Source organism: Janthinobacterium lyxosi, from assembly GCF_051380665.1.
Taxonomy (GTDB): Bacteria; Pseudomonadota; Gammaproteobacteria; order Burkholderiales; family Burkholderiaceae_D; genus Janthinobacterium.
Map to the genome: position 1 here is coordinate 60171 of NZ_JBNYXM010000008.1, position 22119 is coordinate 82289.

The following is a 22119-nucleotide window of genomic DNA, read 5'->3' on the forward strand; positions in this document are numbered from 1 at the left end:
GGCTGACGCGTATCGGAAAAGTGTGAAAAAGTATGCGGAAAGGCGTGCTGCCGCCGGCGCCGGGCGATTACCATAACCTGAAATCGCCGCCGTGCGCGGGCGCCCATACACTTTTCATGGAACCATCGTGACCTATCTCGGCATCGATATCGGCACTTCCGAAGTCAAGGCCATCCTCACCGATGACGCCCAAACCATCCTTGCCAGCGCCGGCGTGACCCTGCGTGTCGCCAGCCCCCATCCCGGCTGGTCGGAACAGCATCCCGAAGACTGGTGGCACGCCATGCTGGACGTCATCGCCGCCATCCGCAGCGCGCAGCCGCTGGCGTTTTCCGGCTTGCGCGGTATCGCCCTGTCGGGCCAGATGCATGGCGCCACCCTGCTTGACAAGCAGCAGCATGTGCTGCGCGCGGCCATCCTGTGGAACGACACGCGCGCCTTTGCCGAATGCGTGGAACTCGAGGCGCTGGTGCCGGAGTCGCGCGCCATCACGGGCAACCAGGCCATGCCCGGTTTCACGGCACCCAAGCTGCTGTGGCTGCAAAAGCATGAGCCGGCGCTGTTCCGCGCCACGGCCAAGGTCCTGCTGCCCAAGGATTACGTGGCGCTGCGCCTGACGGGCGAGTACGTGTCCGACATGTCCGACGCTTCCGGCACCCTGTGGCTGGACGTGGCCAAACGCGACTGGTCCGAGCGCATGCTTGCCGCCACGGGTTTGACGCGCGAGCACATGCCGCGCCTGGTCGAAGGCAGCGCCGCCGCCGCGCAGGTGCGCCCGGCCCTGTGCCAGGAATGGGGCATCGCGCACACCGTGCTGCTGGCCGGCGGCGCGGGCGACAACGCTGCCGCCGCCATAGGCCTGGGCGTGGTGGAACCGGGCGCCGGCCTGCTGTCGCTGGGGACGTCGGGCGTGCTGTTTGCAGGCAGCGATGGCTATGCGCCCAATCCGGGCCAGGGTGTGCATGCATTCTGCCATTGCCTGCCCGAGCGCTGGCACCAGATGAGCGTGATCCTCAGCGCCGCGTCCAGCCTCAGTTGGGTGGCGCGGCTGACGCAATCGAGCGACATCGGCGCATTGGTATCGCTGGCGGAAAACGTGGAAGCGCGCACGGCGCCCATCTTTTTGCCATACCTGAGCGGCGAGCGCACGCCGCATAACGATGCCACGGCGCGCGGGGTGTTTTTCGGCTTGTCGACGGAACACGGGCGCGCGGAACTGGCCTACAGCGTGATGGAAGGCGTGGCCTTTGCCATGGCCGACGGCAATGCAGCCTTGCGCAACGCCGGCACGCGGCTGGAAGAAGCGTCGTTCGTGGGCGGCGGTTCGCGCAGCCGCTTCTGGGCCCAACTGTGCGCGAATGCCTCGGGCTTGAACGTGCTGCGGCACGACCATGGCGTGGCCGGCGGCACGCTGGGCGCGGCGCGCCTGGCGCGGATGGCGGTGACGGGCTTGCCGCCAGCGCAGGTGTGCACGCGCCCGCCCGTGCAGGAAACGGTGGTGCCGCAGCCGTCCGGCGTGCTGGATGAGCGCCTGGCGCGTTACCGGCGTTTGTATCCGCTGCTGCGCGAAGAGTTCGCGGGAGCGGCCGCGGCGGCGCGCTAGCGCTGCCGGCAAGATTGCCGGCCCGACCATGCTGCGAGCCCGGCAATATGGCCAGACAGTCAACCTTTCCGTGTAATTTGTTGTTTCTATGCTGAAAGTGTTTCTCTAGTGAAAGTGTCCCTTGGTTTTTCACGGAGCACGCTGCATGATTTCCTCATCGGTGAGAATTGGATAGTTTTTGGCGACGCCTTTGTTGCCATCCTGTTCTTGCCGCTGGGAGAAATACATGCAACTCGCGAATCTGAAAATCTCCGTCCGCCTGGGTCTGTTGGGTGCCTTCTTCTTTCTTGCGCTGGTATTCGTTGGCGTGCGCGGCTGGAGCGCGCTCGACGCCGCCAGTGCGCGCAGCGCGGACGCCATGCAACGCTCCGTGGCCCTGACGGAAGCGGTCGACGCGGCGCGCAGCGCGCAGGTGGAATTCAAGATCCAGGTGCAGGAATGGAAAAACATCCTGCTGCGCGGCGGCGATGCGGCCGCCTTCCAGCGCTACCGTGAAGCGTTTGTCGCCAGTGGCGCGCAGACGCGCAAGGAATTGAAAAGCCTGCAGACGATGATGGGGGCGCTGAAACTCGACACGGCGCCCGTGGAGCAGGCGCTGCAGGCGCACGATGCGTTGGGCGTGAGCTACCTGGCGGCGCTGCAAAAATATGATGGCGCGCGCGCCGACAGCGCGCAGGCCGTCGATGCGCTAGTCAAGGGTATCGATCGCGAACCGACGCGCCAGATCGACGCCATCGTCGCGGGCATAGGCAAGCAGTCGCACAGCCTGATGGCGCAGATGAAGGAGCAGGACGCGGCCGCGCACCGCAGCGCGAGCATCGCCATGCTGGCCACCGTGCTGGTGACCCTGGTCGTGGGGTCAATCACCGTATGGTGGCTGATCCGCAGCATCACGGTGCCGCTGGGTGCGGCCGTCGGCATCGCCCAGCAAGTGGCGGCCGGCGACTTGCGCGCCGTGGTGGCCGACAGCGGCCGCGATGAAATTGGCGACCTGCTGCGTGCCTTGAAGGCGATGAGCGGCAACCTGGCCGACATCGTGGGACGGGTGCGGGCCGGCACGGACGCCATCGCCACGGCGTCGGGTGAAATTGCCAGCGGTAACATGGACCTGTCTTCGCGCACGGAGGAGCAGGCCAGCTCGCTGGAAGAAACGGCCGCCTCGATGATCGAGCTGACCTCCACCGTGCGGCAGAATAATGATAACGCGGACCAGGCGCGCCAGCTGGCCGGCGGCGCATCCGACGTGGCGCAGCGGGGCGGCGAGGCCGTGGCGCAGGTGGTGCAGACCATGAGCCATATCAATGCTTCGTCGAAGCGTATCGTCGACATCATCGCCGTCATCGACGGCATTGCCTTCCAGACGAATATCCTGGCGCTGAATGCGGCCGTGGAAGCGGCGCGCGCGGGCGAGCAGGGACGCGGCTTTGCCGTCGTGGCCACCGAAGTGCGCAGCCTGGCGCACAGGTCGGCCGCGGCGGCCATGGAAATCAAGCAGCTGATCGGCGAATCTGTGCGCACGGTGGAAGAGGGCAGCGTACTGGCCGGCCAGGCGGGGCGCACGATGGATGACGTGGTCAGCAGCGTGCAGCGCGTCAACGCCATCATCGGCGAGATCGCCGTGGCCAGCGTAGAACAGCGCGATGGCATCGAGCAGATCAGCATCGCCATCAGCCAGATGGATGGCGTGACGCAGCAGAATGCGGCGCTGGTGGAACAGGCCGCCGCCGCCGCGGACGCGCTGCAGCAGCAGGCAGCCAGCCTGGCCGATGCCGTCAGCATCTTCAAACTGCACGCCGTTCCCGGCGTGGCCGCGCCGGCCCGGAGACTGTCGCTGACCTGACGCGGGCCCGCCTCGCGGCGTTTGATGCCAGTCAAGCGGCGCCCGATCAGGCAAAAAGTCCGGCGAAATTCTTATACTATTTCCTTTCCGCATGGATCTGCGCCCGGCCGCGTGGCGCGCGTTGCAAAGGAAAACCATGTTCTTCACTTTCCGCCTGCCGGGTAACGCATGACGGCGCTGCTGCTGGCGCTGTGCCTGGGCCTGGCCGTGATGCTGAGCGTGCTGCTGGCCTGCCAATGGCATGCGGCGCGCGCCTGGCGGCTGCGCCATGCGGCCGGGGCCGTGCTGCAGGCGGCGCAGGCCCACAGCTTGGCGCTGCTGCACGCATTGCCGGCGGCCGTCATCGGCACCGACCACGATGGCGTGGTGCAGTACCTGAATCCCCGCGCCAACGCCATGGGTGGCCTGCTGGGCGACGATGGCCTGGGCCAGCCCGTGACGCAGTTGCTTCCGCTGTTCCATGACGGTACGCCCATCGATGCGGCGCGCCAGGTGCGCGACTGCGTGGCGCGGCAGGAAGTACTGGAAGTGGTGCGCGGCGCCGTGCTGCTGCGCCATCTCGATGGCAAGCGCATCGACGTGCAGTACAGCTGCGCGCCGCTGGCGCAGGGCGGTGCGGTGTTGCTGCTGCACGATGTGTCGGCGCGCCGGCGCGCCGAGCAACAGCTGGAATTCATCGCCCACCACGACGGCTTGACGGGGCTGCCGAACCGCCTGCATTTCCAGATCCGCTTCGAGCACGGCATCGCCTACGCGCGCCGCCACCAGGGCTTGCTGGCCGTGCTGTTCGTCGACATCGACCGCTTCAAATCCATCAACGACAGCCTGGGGCACGACGTGGGCGACCAGGTGCTGACGGAGTTCGCGCGCCGGGTGCAGCAGTGCGTGCGCAAGGTCGACACGGTGGCGCGCCAGGGCGGCGACGAATTCATCATCCTGCTGACGGAATTGCGCACGGCACACGATGCCGAGCGGGTGGCCGAAAAAATCGTCGCCGCCATCGGCGCCCCCTTCGTTATCGGCGAATACAGCTTGTCGGTGGCGGCCAGCGTGGGCGTGGCCCTGTACCCGGACGATGACGATGACGTCAATGCGCTGATCGAAAAGGCCGACCTGGCCATGTATGCGGCCAAGCGCCACGCGCCGGGTACTTGTCTGCGCTACGCCGCGCGCATGCAGACGCAGTCGTATTCGCGCACCATCCTCGAGACGGCCCTGCGCCATGCGCTCGAACGCAACGAATTCGCCCTGTTCTACCAGCCGCGCATGGACCTGAAGACGCGCAGGATCACGGGCGTGAAGGCGCTGCTGCGCTGGAAGCATCCGGAACTGGGACTGATGATGCCGCTCGATTTTTTGCCGGTGCTGGAAGAAAGCGCGCTGATCCTGCCGGTGGGCGCCTGGGTGCTGGCCACGGCGGTGGAACAGGCGCGCAGCTGGATCGCGCAGGGGCAGATGCTGACGGTGTCCGTCAGCCTGTCGGCGCGCCAGTTCTACCAGCGCGATATCGCGCGCAATTTCGCCGCCGCGCTGGAGGCGGCCGGCGTGCCGGGGCACTGCATCGAGTTGGAAATCGCCGCCGGCATCCTGATCGAGCGCAGCCAGAACTGCGAACTGATACTGCGCCAGTTCCGCCAACTGGGCATGGCAATTGCCATCAGCGATTTCGGCACGGGCGATGCTTCGCTGAACTACCTGAAACGCTTTCCCACGGATGCCGTGAAGATCGAAAAGTGTTTTGTCGACGACCTGGGCAAGCCCGGTGGCGACAGCGCCATGGTACGCGCCATCGTGGCGATGGCGCGCACGCTCGGACTGCGCACCATCGCCGGCGGCGTCGAAAGCGGCGAGCAGCTGGAACTGCTGGCCGAGATGGGCTGCGACGAGGCGTTTGGCTACCACCTGGGCCGTGCCATGGCGCCCGAGGGCATCGAGGTGCTGCTCAAAAGTAGTGAAGTCATTCAGAACTGATAGCGCAGCGACAGCATGGCGTTGCGCGGATCGCCGTAGTAGCCGTCCATGCCCGTCGAGTAGTACTTCTTGTCGAAGACATTATTGAAGTTCAGGGTCGCCACCAGCTGCGCACTGACCTGGTACAGCGCCATCAGTCCCGCCACCGCATACGCCTTTTGCGTGAAGCGTTCGCCATTCGGCCCGCGGTCATCCATGTAGATATCGCTCTGCCAGTTCACGCCGCCGCCCAGCACCAGGCCAGGTTCTCCTGCTTCAGCTGGAAGACGGCGGCGCTGGTGGTGAGCTTGCCGCCGAAGAATTCGCCCTTCGCACCCACTTCGTAGTGCTTGCCTTCCAGCGGTGCCAGGAAGCGGCTGTTGACGTCGCGCTGGCTTTGCGGCGTGAAGATGCAGGTGTAGCTGGCGTAGGCCGACCAGTGCTGGCCCAGGTCGTAGACGAGGCCCGCATACGGCGTGATCTTGCCGTTTTCGCGCATGGCGTCGTACAGGTTCGTGTCGTTGGCATAATCGCTGCGGATGTCGCGTTTCCAGTATGACAGGCGCGCGCCGCTGTAGCCGGGTACCGGCATGGCGCCATTCCAGTGATGGATATCCGGCACCGTATAGTCATAGCCATCGAGGCGCCAGCCCGGATAGATGGGGCTATTCGTCTTGAGTTCCGAGGCGCTCACGCCCAGCACCAATTCGTGCTTGCGGCCGAAGGCCTGGAACGGGCTACTTCGCCCAGGGTCGCGGCAATCGGCGCGGCGGGCGATGCCGTACCCGCCTTGCGCAGCACGTAGCTGCGTTCCCCGCTGGCCAGTGCCTGCGGCACCGGGTAGCTGCCGTTCAGGCCCGGCGTGCGCACGCGCGAGGGGAGTCAAACGGGGTGGGTGCATGGTCTGGCCTTTCCGGTGGGGTGTCGTTGCAAGATGTCGTTGCAAAATGTCGTTGCAATACCCACAGGACAGGCCATGGTGAAAAAAAGGGCCAACTTTTCACAACTATTTTTTACGGGCCGCGAGGGTGACCCAGTACGGGGTGCGGTACAGCACGTCGACGGGCAGGATGCGCGCGAGGTTTTCCAGCACGGCGTCCGTGTCGTCGAGCTGGAAGGCGCCTGACAGCCGTAAGCCCGTCACTTGCGGCTCCACGCGCAGCAGGCCGGGGCGGTAGCGTGACAATTCGGCAGCGAAGGCATCGAGGCGCATGTCCTGTGCCGCCAGCATGCCGCGCGCCCACGCATCGGCCTGCAGCGGCGCCGGCGCGGGCAGGTTGGCGTGGCTGGCGTCGAAGCGGCTTTGCTGGCCCGCCATGACCGTGCGCACGGTGGCCGACGGCGCGCGCGGCGTAATTTCCACGGCATGTTCGAGCACCGTCACGCGGCTGCCATCGTCGTCGACGCGCACGGTGAAGCGCGTGCCCAGCGCGCGGATGCGGCCATGGCAAGTGGTGACGATGAAAGGTCGGTTGCCCGCATGGTCGGGGCGCGTCTGTACCAGCACTTCGCCGCGGCGCAGGGTCAGCCGGCGTTCGGCGGCGCCATACGCCACATCGACGGCGCTGTCCGTGTTGAGCACCAGGGTGCCGCCATCGGGCAAGGATACTTCGCGCCGTTCGCCCACGCCGCTGCGGTAATCGGCCAGCATCTCGTGGCGCACCAGCAGCCAGGCGGCGGGCGCAGCCATCAGCGCCAGCAGCACCTGTATGGCCACGCGGCGCTGCGGCCGGCGCAGCACGGGCGCGGCCAGATCCGGCGGCAGCAGATTCGCCGTCTGGCTCACCTGCTGCACCCTGTGCCAGGCACGCGCGTGTTCCGGGTCGAGTGCGCGCCATTGGGCCGACGCCGCCAGGTCATCCGGCGTGGCCTGGCCCGACTGCTCCAGCAAATACCATTCGACCGCCTGGCGCGCCACCTTGCGCGACAGCGGAGCAGCGGCGCTCATGCCGGCAGATCCGGCGCCCGCAGCACGCATTCGGTCAGGGCCTCGGCCATGTAGCGCTTCACGGAGCGCTCGCCGATGCCCAGTTGCGCGGCGATGTCCGCATACGCATGGCCTGCGATCTGCGCCATGATGAAGACGGCGCGCACCTGCGGTTTCAGGCCGTCGAGCATGGCATCGACCGCTTGCAGCACCTGCACGATTTGCGCGCGCTGCTCGGTCGATGGCATATGGTGTTCGGGCAGGGCAGTGAGTGCGTCCAGCCACGCGCGTTCCAGCGACTGGCGGCGCAAGTGGTTGATCAGCAGACGTTTTGCGACCGTCGCCAGATAGGCTTTCGGTGCGCGCAGGGCCGGCGTTTGCGGCTGCGCCGTTGGGCCGGCCAGCAGGCGCGCGAAGGTATTCTGCATCCAATCGGCCGCCTCGGCAGCATTGCCCAGGCGCCGCTGCAGCCAGTGCGCCAGCCAGCCGTGGTGTGCGCGGTAAGGGTTTTCCAGCTGCGTGGGCAGCAGGGGGGAGGGCGCGAACGGACTGCCTGGCATGGCCACGATAACTACAGCACTGCCAGCGCGATGACGGCCAGCACGGCCGCGCCGCCGATGACGCGCGCCAGGCGCATGGCCTGGTGGGGCGCATAGGGCAGCAGCCAGATCAGCAGCAAGCCGCAGCCCGTCAGGCTGCCGATCCAGTAGACCAGGCCGTAGCCGCCGCCGGCGATGTGCATGGCCCAGGCCAGGGCGGCCGCCAGCGCCAGCCAGCCGGCCCACTGCAGGCGGCGGCGCAGCGGCGCGGGCGGTTCGGCGCCGCGCCCGTGCAGGTCGGCGTAGTGGCGGTCCATCGCCAGGCATAGCGACGACAGGCCTGCATAGCACAGCGCGAAGACGAGGAAGTTCGACAGCAGCTCCATCACGCGGCCTCCATCGTCGTTGCCGGCTTGGCGGCGTCCGTTGCTTTTTGCGCCTTCGATGCCTTCACGGGCAGCGGTTTCAATTTGAACGCCGCATACGCGAGGCCCAGGCCCAGCACCAGCACCACCAGGTCGAAGGCGGCCACCGCCACGGGGCCGCGGCCCAGGAACAGGGTCACGCCCAGGTGCGACCCGGTGGTGAAGACGTTCAGCACGGGCAGCGATGCCAACAGGAAGGCGCCGGCGGCCAGCTGCATGCGCCACATCGTGCGCGATGGGCGCAGCTGGGCGATGATGGCGGCCAGGGCCCAGGCGCCGAAGAAGCAGGCGATTTCCTCTTTCGGCCGGTCTTCCATCGTCACCGACAGCAGGCGGTTGGCCCAGAAGTAGGCGCCGAAGGCGATCGGAATGCCGGCGATGGCGCCGATGTTGAGCGCTTCGACCAGGCGCAGGCCGAAGCTGGCGCGCTTGCCGGCGGCCAGCGCCTTGGCCTGCTTCTGGCGCGTCTTGACGGCCCACAGCAGGGCGCCCGTGGCGACCATGGCGCAGCCGGCCAGGCCGGAGAGGAAGAACAGTGCGCGCAGCAGCGGGCCGCCGAAATGCGCGACGTGCAGTCCAACCATGACGCCTTGCGTGGCGGCGGCGCCGGGCTGCGCGTCGCCATCGGTCGACAGCAGCTTGCCGGTGACGCCATCGAATTCCATCGACGGCTGCTTCGACGACATGTCGCGTCCGCCGGCGCGCGTCAGCGAAATGGTGGCGTGGGCGTCGCCCGGGTGGTTGACGGAGATGCGTTCGACTTTGCCGCCCCAGTGCTGCTCGGCCTGGCGCACGAGGGGTGCCAGTGGCGTCAGCGGCGCGGCCACGCCGGCCGGCTTGCTGTCGCCCGAGCGGCCCGGGAAGGCTTCGGCGAAGAAGGCATCCTGGTCGCCCTTGTAGGCGGCCGTGGCGCCCGATGGCATGTACAGGAACATCAGGGTGACCAGGCCCGTATAGGTGATCATGATGTGGTAGGGCAGTGCCAGCACGGCTGTCACGTTGTGCGCGTCCAGCCACGAGCGCTGGCCCTTTTTCGGCCGGAAGGTAAACAGGTCCTTGAAGATGCGCTTGTGCGTGACGATGCCGCTGATGATGGAGACGAACATGAACATGGCGCAAAAACCCACGATCCAGCGGCCCCAGATGGCCGACATGTAGTGCAGGTCGAAATGCAGGCGATAAAGGAATTCGCCACCCCGCGTCTCGCGCGGCTTCGACAATACTTCGCCCGTGGCCGGGTCGGCTTTTTCGCTATGAAAATTACCGCGCCGTCCGCGTTTCTTTTCTCCGGGTTGCGACGGCTTGCTCCAGCCCAGTTGCGTGGCGGGATTGCGCTCGCCGGGCAGGCTGATGAACCAGCGCGTGGCACCCGTGGCGCGTTCTTCCATCGCTTTTTGCGCGACATTGGCCGCTTCCTCGGTGCTCACCTGGCTGGCGGCGGCGCCGTGCAATTCGGGCTGCATCCACAGGGTGATTTCATTGCGGTAGTAACTGGCCGTGCCGGCGCAAAACACCAGCAGCAAGATCCAGCAGACGAGCAGGCCGGACCAGGTGTGCAGCCACGCCATCGACTGGCGGAAACCTTCTTTCATGCGAGACTCCAGGATAGTGCGTCCATCGACTGCAGGATGGCGGCGATGACGGCGGCGGGAATCAGAAGGCCCAACCAGGCGCGCAGGGCGCTGCGCGTGGCGAAGACCCACATCACCACGCAGGTGTAGATGGCAAAGGACAGCAGGGTGGCTGTCATGACGGCTTCGGAACGGGCCATGGGCAGGCTCACCGACAGCAGCATGGTGACCAGCGCGGCCAGCACGTAGCCGCCAACGATGGCCGCCACGCTGCGCGAAGCCACGCCGAGGCGGTAGAGCGCACCGGCGGAGAGCCGCAGACGCGCGATTTTTTCAGCGGTGCTAGTGGATTCGGTATTGGCTGGCGCTTGCATGGTCAGTCGTGATCCTTGCTCGGTGGCAGGGCCGGGCCGGCCGGCAGCGGCGTCACGCCTTGCGGCTGCACCAGGCTCAGGGTGGTCACGAACATGGCCTTGTCATAGGCTTGCGCACCGCGCTGGCCGGCCGTCTTGTCTGTGTGCTGCACTTCCAGTACATAGCTTCCCTTCCATGGCAGCGGGAAGCTGACCAGGCCTTGCGCATCGCTCCACGCTTCCTTGCCCCAACCCGATTGCACCACGGCGTTGACCTTGGCTTGCGCCAGCGGCTTGCCCTGGTAGCTGACCTGGAACTGGCCTGGTTTGCCGGTCGGTACCAGGTCCAGGGTCAGTGCGGGCACTTGCGCCTTGGCGTCGGCGACCAGGCGCGCGGCGGGAATCCACACGGTGCGTGTGGCCTTGCCATCCTTCTTCTCTTCCCATGACGGGTAGTTGTCTTCCTCGACGATGATGCTTTCGCCGGCGCCCACCTTGCCATTCAGGATGAACGCGCCGGCCGTCTTGCTCGCCTGCAGCGACTGCGCGCCCTTGGCCGACACCCACGTCACGTTCTTGATGCTGAACTTGTCCAGCAGGCCGGGCGACGCTTCGCGCAGGTTGTCGCCGAATTCGCCGAAATACACGCTGGCTGCCTTGCCGTCCTGCTGCAGCCAGATCTGGTGCGCGCTGGCCGTGCCAGAAGCGATGGCCGTGCCCAGCAGGGCGGTGGCGAGGGCGCCGAGGCGCGCGATGGAAGTGAGGTGCATGGTGTATGCCTTATCTTGTTATGTGAATGGAAAATCGGCCGGGTTCCCAAGGACAGCGTGCATCAGTACTGGTAACGCAGGTTCAGCGCCACGTTGCGCGGTTCGCCGTAGTAGCCGCCGTTATAGAAACCCACGCGACGGAAATACGTCTTGTCGAACAGGTTGTTGACATTCAGGCTGGCCGACAGTTTCGGGCTGATCTGGTAGCGCGCCATCAGGTTGGCCAGCACGTAGCTGCCCTGGCTGACCCGGATCCTGCTTTTGTCCGGCAGGGTGGCCGTCGTGTAGATTTCGTTCTGCCAGTTCAAGCCGCCGCCGATGGTCAGGTTCTGCAGCTCGCCCGGCAAGCGGTAGGTGGTTGAGACGCGCAGCATATTGGTCGGCTGGATGGTATTGGTCAGCACGCCCTTGGCATCCTTCGAGCGGTTGTGCGTGTAGCCGGCGAACAGCTGCCAGCTGCTCAGGGGGCTGCCTGACACTTCCGCCTCGTAGCCGCGGCTTTTCGTGCCCTTGCCCGTCGAGACATAGGGGCGGCTGCCGTCCGGCAGCACGACGTTCAGCGGCACGGACGCATCTTCCTCGCCCAGGTTGTCCTGCCTGGCTTCATACACGGCGAACGAGGCGTTCACGGCGCCGTCGAAAAAATCGCTCTTCACGCCCGCTTCCACGTTGCTGCCCGTGATCGGGTCGAGGAAGGCGTTGTTCTTGTCCTTCAGGTTTTGCGGCTTGAACAGGTCTGTATAGCTGGCGTACAGCGAGGTGCTCTTGCTGACGTCGAGCACCACGCCCGCGTACGGCGTGACGACGTCCTTGGTGTCATACGCGGCAGTGCGCCCCGTGTAGGCATTGCCGGTATCGTAGTTTTCCTTGTAGGTCTTCCATTTGCTCACGCGGGCGCCGCCCAGCACCTTGAAGCTGTCCGTGACATTGATGCGGGTGGCGATGAAGGCGCCCGTCTGCTGCGTGGTGACGACGCCGCGCGCGCCCGTGTACACCACATCGGGCTCAGGCACGTTGCCCGTCCAGTGGCGGTAGTCGGCGATCTCTTCCGAGAACGGCAGCGGCTTGCGCAGTGCTGCCGCTTTCGTCGTGCCAGTGCGTTTCCAGCCATTGATACCCAGCACCAGGTCATGCTGGCGGCCGAAGAGGGGAAAGGTGCCGTTGGCGGAAATATCCAGATTGTCCTGTTTTTCTTCGTAGGGGAAGGCGCCGCTCCAGACCTTCAATCCGGAGCCGTCGCGACGCGGATATTCCGCGCCACCGAAATACAGCTTGCCGTCCCAGGAGCTGTCGAGGCGTCCGTAGGCGGCCCGGATCTTCCAGCCGTTGGCGAAGCGGTGGTCGAGGTAGACATAGCTGTTCTGGAATTCGCGCTCCCAGCTGCTCCACTTGGCCGCCATGTTGAACGAGCGCGGCATGTTGGCGGGCGTGCCATCGCTGAAGAACAGGGGCGTGGTACCCCAGCTCGTGCCTTTCGGCGTGTTCTTTTGATAGTCGATGCCGGCCGTCAGCATGGTATGGGCCGTCAAGTCCGCCTCCAGCAGCATGGAGGCGACCACCTTGCGCTCCTTGTAGACGTCAAGATAGGAATGGCGGTTCTGCCCCACCAGCACGGCGCGCCCGCGGATGCTGCCGTCCGCGTTCAACGGTCCGCTGATGTCGCCTTCGAGCCGATATTTGCTCCATGAACCCGCCGTCAGTCCGGCCGAGGCGGCCAATTCCTTGCCGGGGCGCTTGTGCAGCATATTGACAGTGGCTGACGGGTCGCCATTGCCGCTGACCAGGCCCGTGGCGCCGCGCACGATTTCAATGCGGTCATACACGGCCGTGTCGAACAGTCCGTTGGCGCCCGAATTGACGGCGACGCCATCGATCTGATAATTGCCGATGGAAAAGCCGCGCGCTGAAATACTGATGCGTTCGCTATCGAGTTCCTGCACCGTCACGCCCGTCGACTGCACCAGCACGTCGGCCAGGCTGTTCAGGCCCATGTCATCCATGCGCTGGCGCGTCACCACGGAAATCGATTGCGGTGTGTCGCGGATCGACAGGCCCAGGCGCGTGGCCGTGGCCATCTGTTTGGTGGTGTAGGAGCCCGTGTTTTCCGTCGCCGCCTTGTCTTGCTGGCCCAGCACCTTGATCTCGCTCAAGGTGGCTTCAGCGGGCGTGGCCGGCGTTTCCACTGCCACGGCCGCGCTGCTCCCCAGTGCTGCCGCCAGCAATGCCGAATGCACGGCGATGGCCAGCGGACGCAGGGCAAGGTGGGAAACCGGTGGGGGAAACGGGCCGGCAACCATGCCGGCCAGCGAACGTGCTCGCGCCATGAAACATCCTTCTTCTCGTGTGCCCACCGTCGAGCGGCTGGCGTTTTTGGTATGGGAGGCTTGCTTGGCGGTGGTGCCTGGCTGGCGCAGCGTGTCATCCAGCCGGGCATCAGTCAGGCGACTGCGTGCAGACTCCGGTGGGAGTTGAAAATGTGAATGAGAACTATTCTTATTATAGTGCGGGGTTGTGAGAGATGCAAGAGTACGATGTTGTAAACGAGGACGGCCGCCCCATTGCCGGCGGCGGCCGTGCGTGCGCAGGAACGCTGGCGTTGACAGCTGGCCGCGCAGGGTCAGCATGGCGTGCGCGGTTCGCCGTAGAAGTTGGAACCATAGGCGGCCCACACACGCGCGTAGTATTTCTTGTCAAACAGCTTGTTCACCGTCAGCGACAGCTCCAGCTTGGGACTGAGGCTGTAGCCAGTCACGGCGTCCGATGTATGAGTCCGCAGCCAGGAATGCCGCATATGAGAATGATTCTCATTATATGGCATGCCGGGATGCAGCGTTAAGCGGCTTGGCGCACCGTGGCAGACGTACAACGCTTTGCCGCTTGCCTGGCATGCGTTACCATCGGAAGTTAATAAGGAGGCAAGATGGCTATTCAAATTATCAATACGGCGCCGATGGCAGGCCAGCGGCCCGGCACCTCGGGCCTGCGCAAGAAGGTGGCGGTCTTCAGTGCACCGCAATACCTGGAAAACTTCGTGCAGAGCGTTTTTGACACGCTCGGCGACTGCCATGGCCAGACTTTGGTGCTGGGCGGCGACGGCCGCTTTTACAATCGCGCGGCCATCCAGACGGTGCTGCGCATGGCGGCCGCGCATGGTTATGCGCGCGTGCTGCTGGGGCAAGGCGGCATCCTGTCGACGCCGGCCGTCAGCTGCGTGATTCGCAAGCATCGTGCCAGCGGCGGCCTCATCCTGTCGGCCAGCCATAATCCCGGTGGCCCTGATGGCGATTTCGGCATCAAGTACAACATCGCCAATGGCGGCCCGGCGCCCGAGAAGGTCACCGAAGCCATCTACGCGCGTACGCAAGCCATCACCGAATACCGCATCAGCGACGCTGCCGACATCGACCTCGATGCGCTGGGATTGGCGCGCATCGAGCAAATGACGGTCGAAGTGATCGACCCCGTCGCCGACTACGCGGAACTGATGCAGCAGCTGTTTGATTTCGACGCCATCCGCGCCCTGTTCGCGGGCGGCTTGCGCCTCTGCTTCGACGGCATGCACGCCGTTTCCGGCCCGTATGCGACGGCCATCCTGGAAGGCATGCTGGGCGCGCCGAAGGGCAGCGTCATCAACGGCGTGCCCCTGGAAGACTTCGGCGGCGGCCATCCCGACCCGAATCCCGTCAACGCGCAGCAACTGATCGCCATCATGGCGGCCGGAGATGGTGACAATGCAGCCCCCGACTTCGGCGCCGCCTCGGATGGCGACGGTGACCGCAATATGATCGTCGGGCGCCGCTTCGACGTCACGCCGTCGGACAGCCTGGCCATCCTGGCCGCCAACGCCAGCGTGGCGCCCGGCTACCGCGCCGGCTTGAAGGGCATCGCCCGCTCGATGCCGACGTCGGGTGCGGCCGACCGGGTCGCCGCCGCGCTGGGCATCCCGTGCTACGAGACGCCGACGGGCTGGAAGTTCTTCGGCACCCTGCTCGACGCCGGCATGGCCACCTTGTGCGGCGAGGAAAGCTATGGCACAGGCTCGAACCATGTGCGCGAAAAGGATGGGGTGTGGGCCGTGCTGTTCTGGCTCAACCTGCTGGCAGAGAAAAAACAATCGGTGGAAGAGATCGTGCGCGCGCACTGGGCCACGTATGGCCGCAATTACTACTCGCGCCACGATTACGAAGATATCGACAGCGTGGGCGCGCAACAGCTGATGGAAGCCGTGCGCGGCCGGCTCGCCGCCTTGCCGGGCCAGACGCTGGGCGGCTGTACGGTGGCGCTGGCCGACGATTTCAGCTACACGGATCCGGTCGACGGCTCCGTGGCGACGCAGCAGGGCATCCGCGTCATCATGACAGACGGCGCGCGCATCGTGCTGCGCCTGTCCGGCACGGGCACCGAAGGCGCCACTCTGCGCCTGTACCTGGAGCGCTACGAAGCCGATCCGGCCCGGCATGCCATCCCCACGCAGGAGGCGCTGGCGGGACTGATCGCCGTGGCCGAGCAACTGGCGCAGATCCGCGCCCGCACGGGACGCGACGCGCCGACGGTAACGACCTGACAAGGACAGGCAAAAAAAAGCGCCCACGATGTTCTGTGGGCGCTCTTCATTTCAGCTTACTTGTAGATCATGCCTTGCCCGGCACCACGGCCTGGCGGTAGTTGTCGACCATCTTGTAACGCCTTGCATACAGGCCGAAGGCCAGCATGGCGACCGCGGCAAAGGCGGCGAAGAAGAACATCTGGAAAGCCGTCACGCTGATGCCGCTCTCGGCGATCTTGCCGATCACGCCCTCGTTCATGACGCTGCGGTTGACGATCAGCACCCACAGGTTGCCCACCGTGGTCGACAGATTCCAGAAGCTCATGATGGCGCCCTTCATCGAGACGGGCGCCTGGCTGTAGGCAAATTCCAGTCCTGTCGCCGAGACCAGCACTTCGCCGAACGTCAGCAAGGCGTACGGCAGGATTTGCCACATGATGGAGACGGCGTTGCCGCTGTCGAGGGCCAGTTGCAGCAAGCCGATGACGATCCACGCCAGTGAGGAAAAGCCGATACCGGCCGTCATGCGGCGCAGGGCTGTCGCTTCCAGGCCGAAGCGGTTCAGCATCGGGTACAGCACCAGGTTGTTGAACGGGATCAAGAGCATCACGAGCATCGGGTTCAGCGCCTGCATCTGCGCCGGCAAGAACCAGCTTGGTTTTTCCATGGTGTTCGCCTGCACGATCCAGGTCGAGGCCTTCTGGTCGAACAGCGAGAAGAATGGCGTGACGAGGGCGAAGATGACGAGGATGCGCAGGACGGCGCGCACGCCTTCGACGGCTTCGTCGGGGTGGATGCCGCGCGCGCGTTCCAGCTGCATGGCCGTGCCGATGCTGCCGAAGGCCAGCAGCAATACCAGCGCGGTACACGCCGAAATCACGAAGCCCCATTCGGGAATGCTGTAGAACGCATACAGGGCGCCGATCACGCCGACGTAAGCCACATACAGGCCGGGACGCGAACCGCCATCGACGCGGGCCAGCAGGGCCGTGCGGGCCACGCGGGTGAACGAATCGGGGTTCGGCGGCGCCGGCGGCACGTGCACGTACTTCTTGGCGCCCATCCAGAAGACGAGGGTGGCGGCCAGCATCATCAGGCCGGGGATGCCGAAGGCGATCGATGGACCGAAGTCGCGCAGGAACATCGGCATCAGCAGCGAAGCGAAGAAGGAGCCGAAGTTGATGATCCAGTAGAACAGGTCGAAGACCAGCTTGGCCTTGTGCTTGTTGGTCTGGTCGAATTGGTCGCCCACAAACGAGGCCACCAGCGGCTTGATGCCGCCGGAACCGAAGGCGATCAGGAACAGGCCGAAATAGAAGCCGTTGACGCTGTTTTCAAACAGCGCCAGGCAGGCATGGCCGGCGCAATACACGAGGCTGAGCCAGAAGATGGTGTTGTATTTGCCGAAGAAGCGGTCGGCCAGCCAGCCACCCAGCAGCGGGAAGAAGTACACGCCGATGACGAAGGTGTGGAAGACGTGCTTGGCTTCACCCGTGCGCTGGTCGATCGGGATCATCAGCAGCAAGGTGCTGATGAGGAATGGCGTCAGAATGTTGCGCATGCCATAAAAGCTGAAGCGTTCGCAGCCTTCGTTGGCGATGATGTACGGTATTTGCCGGGGCATTTTGCCCGTGGCGGTTTGTGTCTCGGCCGATGACATTGGCTCTCCCCAAGTTTTTTTTGTAAGCCGCGATGCTAAGGCCTGCCGCGTTTGCTTGCAACAGAAAAAACGGTCTGTCCGCTATTTCGCAGGGATTTGTAAGGTATTGATTTTCATAAAGACATTACTTTCGGCACTTGCACTTGCACTTGCACGCATCGGGCGGGATAGCAACAGCTGCATTTGCAGCATGCCATCCGACGCGGGACCGTCCGCCAGGGTAAAGCCGCAGCCCAGGTACAGGGTCAACGCCGCGTGGTTGTCCTGTGCCACGGCCAGGCGCACGTGGCTCAGCTCGGGAATGGCGCAGGCATGCGCGATGGCCACCTGCACCAGTCGCCGTCCCGCACCGCGCCCGCGCGCCTGCGGCGCCACGTACACGCCCCACAGGCTGGCCTTGTCATGCACGACGGCGATCGGTTCGCGGCGCAGGCCGGCAATGGCGATCAATTGTTTCTCGTTGAAAGCGCCAAATATTATTTGGTGGGAAGTGGCGCGCAAGCGCTTGGCTATCTGTGCCAGCGGCAAGTCGCTTTCCGCAGCGTGCGTGGTGCAGAAGGCGGCAGGCAGTTCGGCGATGCCGGCCAGGCGCAGTGCGCGGTAGGCGCAAGCGTCGTCTGGCGTAAGGAGGCGGACAGTGATGGCAGGCATGTGGGCGAGTATCGGCCTTCGATGCCAGAAAGTAAACCTTGCCTTACGGCGGCTTCAAGCATAAGATATATCTTATTGCGATATATCTTAAGGAATACCATGTCCCTTTTTCTTTGCGGCACGCACCCGCTGCGCGCGGCAACCCACAGCCAGGGCGATGCGCCGGGCGCCGCTGCCAGCGTTGCCAACCATGCTCCCGCCGCGCGCGGACCGAAAATGTTCGATGCGGGCACCTTGCGCTACCTGGTGCTGCAATTGATCGCCGACAAGCCGCGCCACGGCTACGACATCATCAAGGCCATAGCCCAGCGCGCCGGCGGCGCCTATGCCCCGAGTCCCGGCGCCATCTATCCGCTGATGCACGGCCTGGTGGGGCACGGTTACGTGGCCGTCAGCCTCGATGGCAACAAGAAGCTGCACAGCATTACACCGGAAGGGCTGGTCTTCCTGGAAGCGAACCGCGCGTATGTCGACGCGATTGCCGCCAGGGTCGATGCGCCGGCCGGCGCGGATGACGATCTGCGCCACCTGATGCACGAATTGAAGGCGGCGGTGCTGGCGCGTGGGCGCGCGGGCGATACCGATGCCATCCGCGCCATCCTGCGCCAGGCCCGCACCGATATCGAGGCGCTCGCATGACGGCCCCAGCGGTGCCGCTGCTGACGCCGGCGCGCGAACGTGCGATGCTGTGGCTGCTTGCGCTGACGCAATTTACTGTCATCATGGATTTCATGGTGATGATGCCGCTGGCGCCCCAGCTGATGCAGGCCTTCGGCATCGGCCCGGCCGCCGTCTCGGGCGCTGTCTCGGCCTATGCCTGGTGCGCGGGCTTGTCCGGTTTGCTGGCGGCCACGTATATCGACCGCTTCGACCGCAAGAAGCTGCTGTTGACCATGTTTTGCCTGTTCACCGTGTCGAATCTGGCCTGCGCGCTGGCGCCGAACTTCCATGTGCTGTTATGGTCGCGCGCCTTTGCGGGGCTGACGGGCGGCGTGCTGGGCGCCATCGTCATGGCCATCATCGGCGACGTGATCCCTTCCGAGCGGCGTGGCGCGGCCACGGGCATCGTCATGACTTCGTTTGCCATGGCGGCCGTGGGCGGCGTGCCCATCGGCGTGGTGCTGGCCGCGCACTTTGGCTGGGCTTCGCCCTTCTTCCTGCTGGTCGTGCTGTCGCTGCTGATCTGGCTGGGCGCGGCGCGCGTGCTGCCCTCGCTGACGGCGCACATGGGCGCGGCCCCCACGCCGCTGCGCCAGGTGCTGCCGAAGCTGCTGGCGCTGTTCCGGGAACGGCGCCACCTGGAAGCGTTTGCCTTGTCCGTTGTCAACATGACGGCGGGCATGCTGGTGATCCCCTTCATTTCGCCCGTGCTGGTGGGCAATATGGGGCTGGCGCCGGCCGACGTCACCTGGGTGTATCTGGCGGGCGGCTGCGCCACGATCTTCACGGCGCGCCTGATCGGCCGCTGGGCGGACCGGGCCGGCAAGCAGCAGGTGTACCGCTGGGTAGCCCTGCTGTCGATCGCGCCACTGCTGTTCATGACGCACTTGCCCCAGTTGCCGCTGCTGGCGCTGATGCTGGTGTTTCCGTTTTTTATGGCCCTCGTCTCGGGGCGCACGATACCGTTGCAGGCATTGCTGACGACGATCCCGGAGCCACACAAGCGGGGCGCCTTTCTCAGCGCCAATTCAGCCCTGCAAAGCCTGGGCAGCGGTCTGGGTGCCTGGCTGGGCGGCCTGACCCTGCAGACGGACGCGGCCGGCCACATCAGCGGCTATGGCATCAATGGCTGGCTGGCGGCGGGTTTGTCGCTGTGGACGGTGTGGTGGGTGGCGCGCGTGCGCGGCGCGGCGCCGCAGGGGGCGCCGGCGTAGGCGGGCTTACTGCGTGGCGATGCGCTGCATGGGCGCGTTGTCCTTGCGCCATTGTTCCAGGCTCAGCAGGTCACCGTTGACGATATCGTCCACAAGGATGCGCTTGCCGTCGGGCGTGACGACAAAGCTTTCCCAGCGGTGGGCCGCGTCCGGCGTGCTTTCGAAAAAGCTCAGCTGATAGCAGGCGACGCCATCGACCAGGCGCGTCTCGGGCGACGTTTCCATCACGGCGCCGTGCGCGCGGCCGCCCGAAGCCTTTTCGATATGCGCCGACCAGGCCTTGATTTCCGGCAAAGCCATCAACGCATCGACGGCGCGCGCGTTTTGCTCTTGCGCCGCCGCCTGGCTGCTCGCGGCCGGGCCATTGCTCTCGTGCGGCGCGGACTGCTGGTGCAGATAGAAAGCGCCGAGTCCGGCGGCCAGCAAGCCGGCCAGGATGCCGGCGATGATGGTGGTTTTGGAAGAAGAGGCGCGTGGCGGCATGATGGTGGCATGAGAAAGAAGGACGATGGCGGCCATGCTAAAGCAAAATGCGCAGGCCGGCAATCGCCGGGCTTGCCAAACGGGATGGCCAGTGGGTTTGCCAAACGGGTTTGCCAAATCGACAGGCGAAAAAAAAGCCACCTTCCGTAGAAGATGGCTCTCGGGGCTGCCGGGCAGGGCAGGCAGCTTTTGCTCTGCCTGTCCTGTCCCGGCCATGCATCCCTGCGCGCTGTCGGCGCGGGGACGCGGGGGGTTACATCATGCCGTCCATGCCGCCCATGCCGCCCATACCACCCATGCCGCCACCCATGCCGCCGCCTGCTTTGTCGTCAGCGATTTCGCAGACCATGCAGTCGGTTGTCAGCATCAGCGAAGCGATCGAAGCGGCGTTTTGCAGCGCCGAACGGGTCACTTTGGCTGGGTCCAGGACGCCCATTTCAACCATGTCGCCATACGTGCCGTTGGCAGCGTTGTAGCCGTAGTTGCCCGTGCCAGCCAGTACGGCTGCCACGACGACGGACGCTTCTTCGCCAGCGTTTTGCACGATCATGCGCAGTGGCTCTTCCATTGCGCGCAGGACGATCTTGATACCAGCGTCTTGATCAGGATTGTCGCCCTTGACCTTGATGTTGGCGCGTGCGCGCAGCAGGGCTACGCCGCCGCCAGGCACGATGCCTTCTTCCACGGCAGCGCGGGTGGCGTGCAGTGCATCTTCAACGCGGGCTTTTTTCTCTTTCATTTCGACTTCGGTGGCTGCGCCAACCTTGATCACGGCAACGCCGCCAGCCAGTTTGGCTACGCGCTCTTGCAGTTTTTCACGGTCGTAGTCCGAGGTCGCTTCTTCGATCTGTACACGCACTTGTTTCACGCGTGCTTCGATCGAGGCAGCTTCGCCGGCGCCATCGATAACGATGGTGTTTTCCTTGCCCACTTCGATGCGTTTCGCCTGGCCCAGTTCGGCCAGGGTCACTTTTTCCAGGGTCAGGCCGACTTCTTCAGCGATCACTTGGCCGCCGGTCAGGACAGCGATGTCTTCCAGCATGGCTTTGCGACGGTCGCCGAAGCCAGGTGCTTTCACTGCGCAAGTTTTCAGGATGCCGCGGATGTTGTTCACAACCAGGGTCGCCAGCGCTTCGCCTTCGATGTCTTCTGCGATGATCAGCAGTGGACGGCCAGCTTTTGCGACTTGTTCCAGTACCGGCAGCAGGTCACGGATGTTCGAGATTTTCTTGTCGCACAGCAGGACGAATGGGCTGTCCAGTACGGCAACTTGTTTCTCTGGGTTGTTGATGAAGTATGGCGACAGGTAGCCGCGGTCGAACTGCATGCCTTCAACGATGTCCAGCTCGTCGTTCAGCGACTTGCCGTCTTCCACGGTGATGACGCCTTCTTTGCCGACTTTTTCCATCGCTTCAGCGATACGCTCGCCGATCGAGTAGTCCGAGTTTGCCGAGATCGCGCCAACTTGGGCGATTTCTTTGGTCGTGGTGCAAGGACGGGCGATTTTCGCCAGTTCTTCGACGGTCGCGGCAACTGCTTTGTCGATACCGCGCTTCAGGTCCATCGGGTTCATGCCGGCGGCAACGAACTTCATGCCTTCGCGCACGATGGCTTGTGCCAGCACGGTCGCGGTGGTGGTGCCGTCGCCGGCGTTGTCGCTGGTGCGGGAAGCAACTTCCTTGACCATTTGCGCGCCCATGTTCATGAGCTTGTCTTTGAGTTCAACTTCTTTCGCTACCGACACACCATCCTTGGTGACGGTAGGGGCGCCGAACGAGCGCTCCAGGACGACGTTGCGGCCTTTCGGGCCCAGCGTTACTTTGACTGCGTTGGCGAGGATATTGACGCCTTCGACCATCTTGGCGCGCGCTGCGTCGCCGAATACTACTTCTTTAGCTGCCATGTTCAATTCTCCTGAGTTTCGGGA

General features: G+C 64.8%; 21 protein-coding genes. 6 read left to right on the forward strand and 15 right to left on the reverse strand.

The features are described 5' to 3' along the window. Window positions 1–127 precede the first annotated feature (127 nt). The 3 genes from xylB to ACQ4WP_RS10140 all read left to right on the forward strand — a co-directional run bounded on the left by xylB (window position 128) and on the right by ACQ4WP_RS10140 (window position 5414). Complete coding sequence (xylB, locus tag ACQ4WP_RS10130; protein ID WP_436520202.1) at window positions 128–1603, forward strand: xylulokinase; 1476 nt, start codon at window positions 128–130, stop codon at window positions 1601–1603. A 226-nt stretch (window positions 1604–1829) separates the two neighbouring features. Then, window positions 1830–3443 carry a methyl-accepting chemotaxis protein gene (locus tag ACQ4WP_RS10135; RefSeq protein ID WP_436520204.1) on the forward strand — a complete coding sequence of 538 codons (1614 nt, stop codon included), beginning with the start codon at window positions 1830–1832 and terminating at the stop codon, window positions 3441–3443. A 168-nt stretch (window positions 3444–3611) separates the two neighbouring features. Then, complete coding sequence (locus ACQ4WP_RS10140) at window positions 3612–5414, forward strand: putative bifunctional diguanylate cyclase/phosphodiesterase (RefSeq protein ID WP_436520206.1); 1803 nt, start codon at window positions 3612–3614, stop codon at window positions 5412–5414. Here ACQ4WP_RS10140 and ACQ4WP_RS10145 read toward each other — a convergent pair. The 11 genes from ACQ4WP_RS10145 to ACQ4WP_RS10195 form a co-directional block, all read right to left on the reverse strand. Continuing rightward, on the reverse strand, window positions 5405–5635 hold the full coding sequence (locus ACQ4WP_RS10145) for a hypothetical protein (protein WP_436520208.1): 231 nt from the start codon (window positions 5633–5635) through the stop codon (window positions 5405–5407). The genes ACQ4WP_RS10140 and ACQ4WP_RS10145 overlap by 10 nt on opposite strands. Then, on the reverse strand, window positions 5632–6087 hold the full coding sequence (locus tag ACQ4WP_RS10150) for a TonB-dependent receptor domain-containing protein (RefSeq protein WP_436520210.1): 456 nt from the start codon (window positions 6085–6087) through the stop codon (window positions 5632–5634). The genes ACQ4WP_RS10145 and ACQ4WP_RS10150 overlap by 4 nt, the downstream gene beginning before the upstream one ends. Next, on the reverse strand, window positions 6084–6263 hold the full coding sequence (locus ACQ4WP_RS10155; protein ID WP_436520212.1) for a hypothetical protein: 180 nt from the start codon (window positions 6261–6263) through the stop codon (window positions 6084–6086). Before ACQ4WP_RS10155 ends, ACQ4WP_RS10150 begins: the two co-directional genes overlap by 4 nt. A 136-nt stretch (window positions 6264–6399) precedes the next feature. Next, window positions 6400–7341 (reverse strand): FecR domain-containing protein, encoded by a 942-nt coding sequence (locus ACQ4WP_RS10160; protein ID WP_436520214.1) that lies wholly within the window; start codon window positions 7339–7341, stop codon window positions 6400–6402. Next, window positions 7338–7880, reverse strand: a complete 543-nt coding sequence (locus ACQ4WP_RS10165) for a sigma-70 family RNA polymerase sigma factor (RefSeq protein WP_436520518.1) — start codon at window positions 7878–7880, stop codon at window positions 7338–7340. The genes ACQ4WP_RS10160 and ACQ4WP_RS10165 overlap by 4 nt, the downstream gene beginning before the upstream one ends. Before the next feature lie 11 nt (window positions 7881–7891). Then, window positions 7892–8245, reverse strand: coding sequence for a DUF3325 domain-containing protein (locus ACQ4WP_RS10170; protein ID WP_436520520.1), 354 nt, complete (start codon window positions 8243–8245; stop codon window positions 7892–7894). Then, a complete protein-coding gene (locus tag ACQ4WP_RS10175) occupies window positions 8245–9876 on the reverse strand; it encodes a PepSY-associated TM helix domain-containing protein (RefSeq protein WP_436520216.1) in 1632 nt (543 codons plus the stop codon). The genes ACQ4WP_RS10170 and ACQ4WP_RS10175 overlap by 1 nt, the downstream gene beginning before the upstream one ends. Beyond that, entirely contained in the window at window positions 9873–10229 is a 357-nt protein-coding gene (locus ACQ4WP_RS10180; protein ID WP_436520218.1) for a DUF3649 domain-containing protein, read from the reverse strand. Before ACQ4WP_RS10180 ends, ACQ4WP_RS10175 begins: the two co-directional genes overlap by 4 nt. A 2-nt stretch (window positions 10230–10231) precedes the next feature. After that, window positions 10232–10978 (reverse strand): DUF4198 domain-containing protein, encoded by a 747-nt coding sequence (locus ACQ4WP_RS10185; protein ID WP_436520220.1) that lies wholly within the window; start codon window positions 10976–10978, stop codon window positions 10232–10234. A 62-nt stretch (window positions 10979–11040) separates the two neighbouring features. Further along, a complete protein-coding gene (locus ACQ4WP_RS10190) occupies window positions 11041–13302 on the reverse strand; it encodes a TonB-dependent siderophore receptor (protein WP_436520222.1) in 2262 nt (753 codons plus the stop codon). 293 nt (window positions 13303–13595) lie between these two features. Next, on the reverse strand, window positions 13596–13730 hold the full coding sequence (locus ACQ4WP_RS10195; protein ID WP_436520224.1) for a hypothetical protein: 135 nt from the start codon (window positions 13728–13730) through the stop codon (window positions 13596–13598). 168 nt (window positions 13731–13898) lie between these two features. On the opposite strand from ACQ4WP_RS10195, the gene ACQ4WP_RS10200 reads away from it, so the two are divergent. After that, the gene (locus ACQ4WP_RS10200) at window positions 13899–15542 is read left to right on the forward strand and encodes an alpha-D-glucose phosphate-specific phosphoglucomutase (protein ID WP_436520226.1); all 1644 of its coding nucleotides are present in this window, start codon (window positions 13899–13901) and stop codon (window positions 15540–15542) included. Between the two features lie 67 nt (window positions 15543–15609). On the opposite strand, the gene ACQ4WP_RS10205 is transcribed toward ACQ4WP_RS10200, so the two are convergent. Both ACQ4WP_RS10205 and ACQ4WP_RS10210 read right to left on the reverse strand, forming a co-directional pair. Further along, window positions 15610–17184 carry a POT-type proton-dependent oligopeptide transporter gene (locus tag ACQ4WP_RS10205; protein ID WP_436520228.1) on the reverse strand — a complete coding sequence of 525 codons (1575 nt, stop codon included), beginning with the start codon at window positions 17182–17184 and terminating at the stop codon, window positions 15610–15612. An 81-nt stretch (window positions 17185–17265) separates the two neighbouring features. After that, entirely contained in the window at window positions 17266–17835 is a 570-nt protein-coding gene (locus ACQ4WP_RS10210; protein WP_436520232.1) for a GNAT family N-acetyltransferase, read from the reverse strand. 99 nt (window positions 17836–17934) lie between these two features. Between ACQ4WP_RS10210 and ACQ4WP_RS10215 the strand changes: the two genes are divergently transcribed. Both ACQ4WP_RS10215 and ACQ4WP_RS10220 read left to right on the forward strand, forming a co-directional pair. Then, the gene (locus ACQ4WP_RS10215; protein WP_436520234.1) at window positions 17935–18474 is read left to right on the forward strand and encodes a PadR family transcriptional regulator; all 540 of its coding nucleotides are present in this window, start codon (window positions 17935–17937) and stop codon (window positions 18472–18474) included. Continuing rightward, a complete protein-coding gene (locus ACQ4WP_RS10220) occupies window positions 18471–19709 on the forward strand; it encodes an MFS transporter (protein ID WP_436520236.1) in 1239 nt (412 codons plus the stop codon). The genes ACQ4WP_RS10215 and ACQ4WP_RS10220 overlap by 4 nt, the downstream gene beginning before the upstream one ends. A 6-nt stretch (window positions 19710–19715) precedes the next feature. Here ACQ4WP_RS10220 and ACQ4WP_RS10225 read toward each other — a convergent pair whose 3' ends face one another. Continuing rightward, window positions 19716–20192: a hypothetical protein gene (locus ACQ4WP_RS10225; RefSeq protein WP_436520238.1), complete on the reverse strand. Its 477-nt coding sequence runs from the start codon at window positions 20190–20192 to the stop codon at window positions 19716–19718. A 253-nt stretch (window positions 20193–20445) separates the two neighbouring features. After that, the gene (gene groL, locus ACQ4WP_RS10230; RefSeq protein WP_436520240.1) at window positions 20446–22095 is read right to left on the reverse strand and encodes a chaperonin GroEL; all 1650 of its coding nucleotides are present in this window, start codon (window positions 22093–22095) and stop codon (window positions 20446–20448) included. Window positions 22096–22119 lie beyond the last annotated feature (24 nt).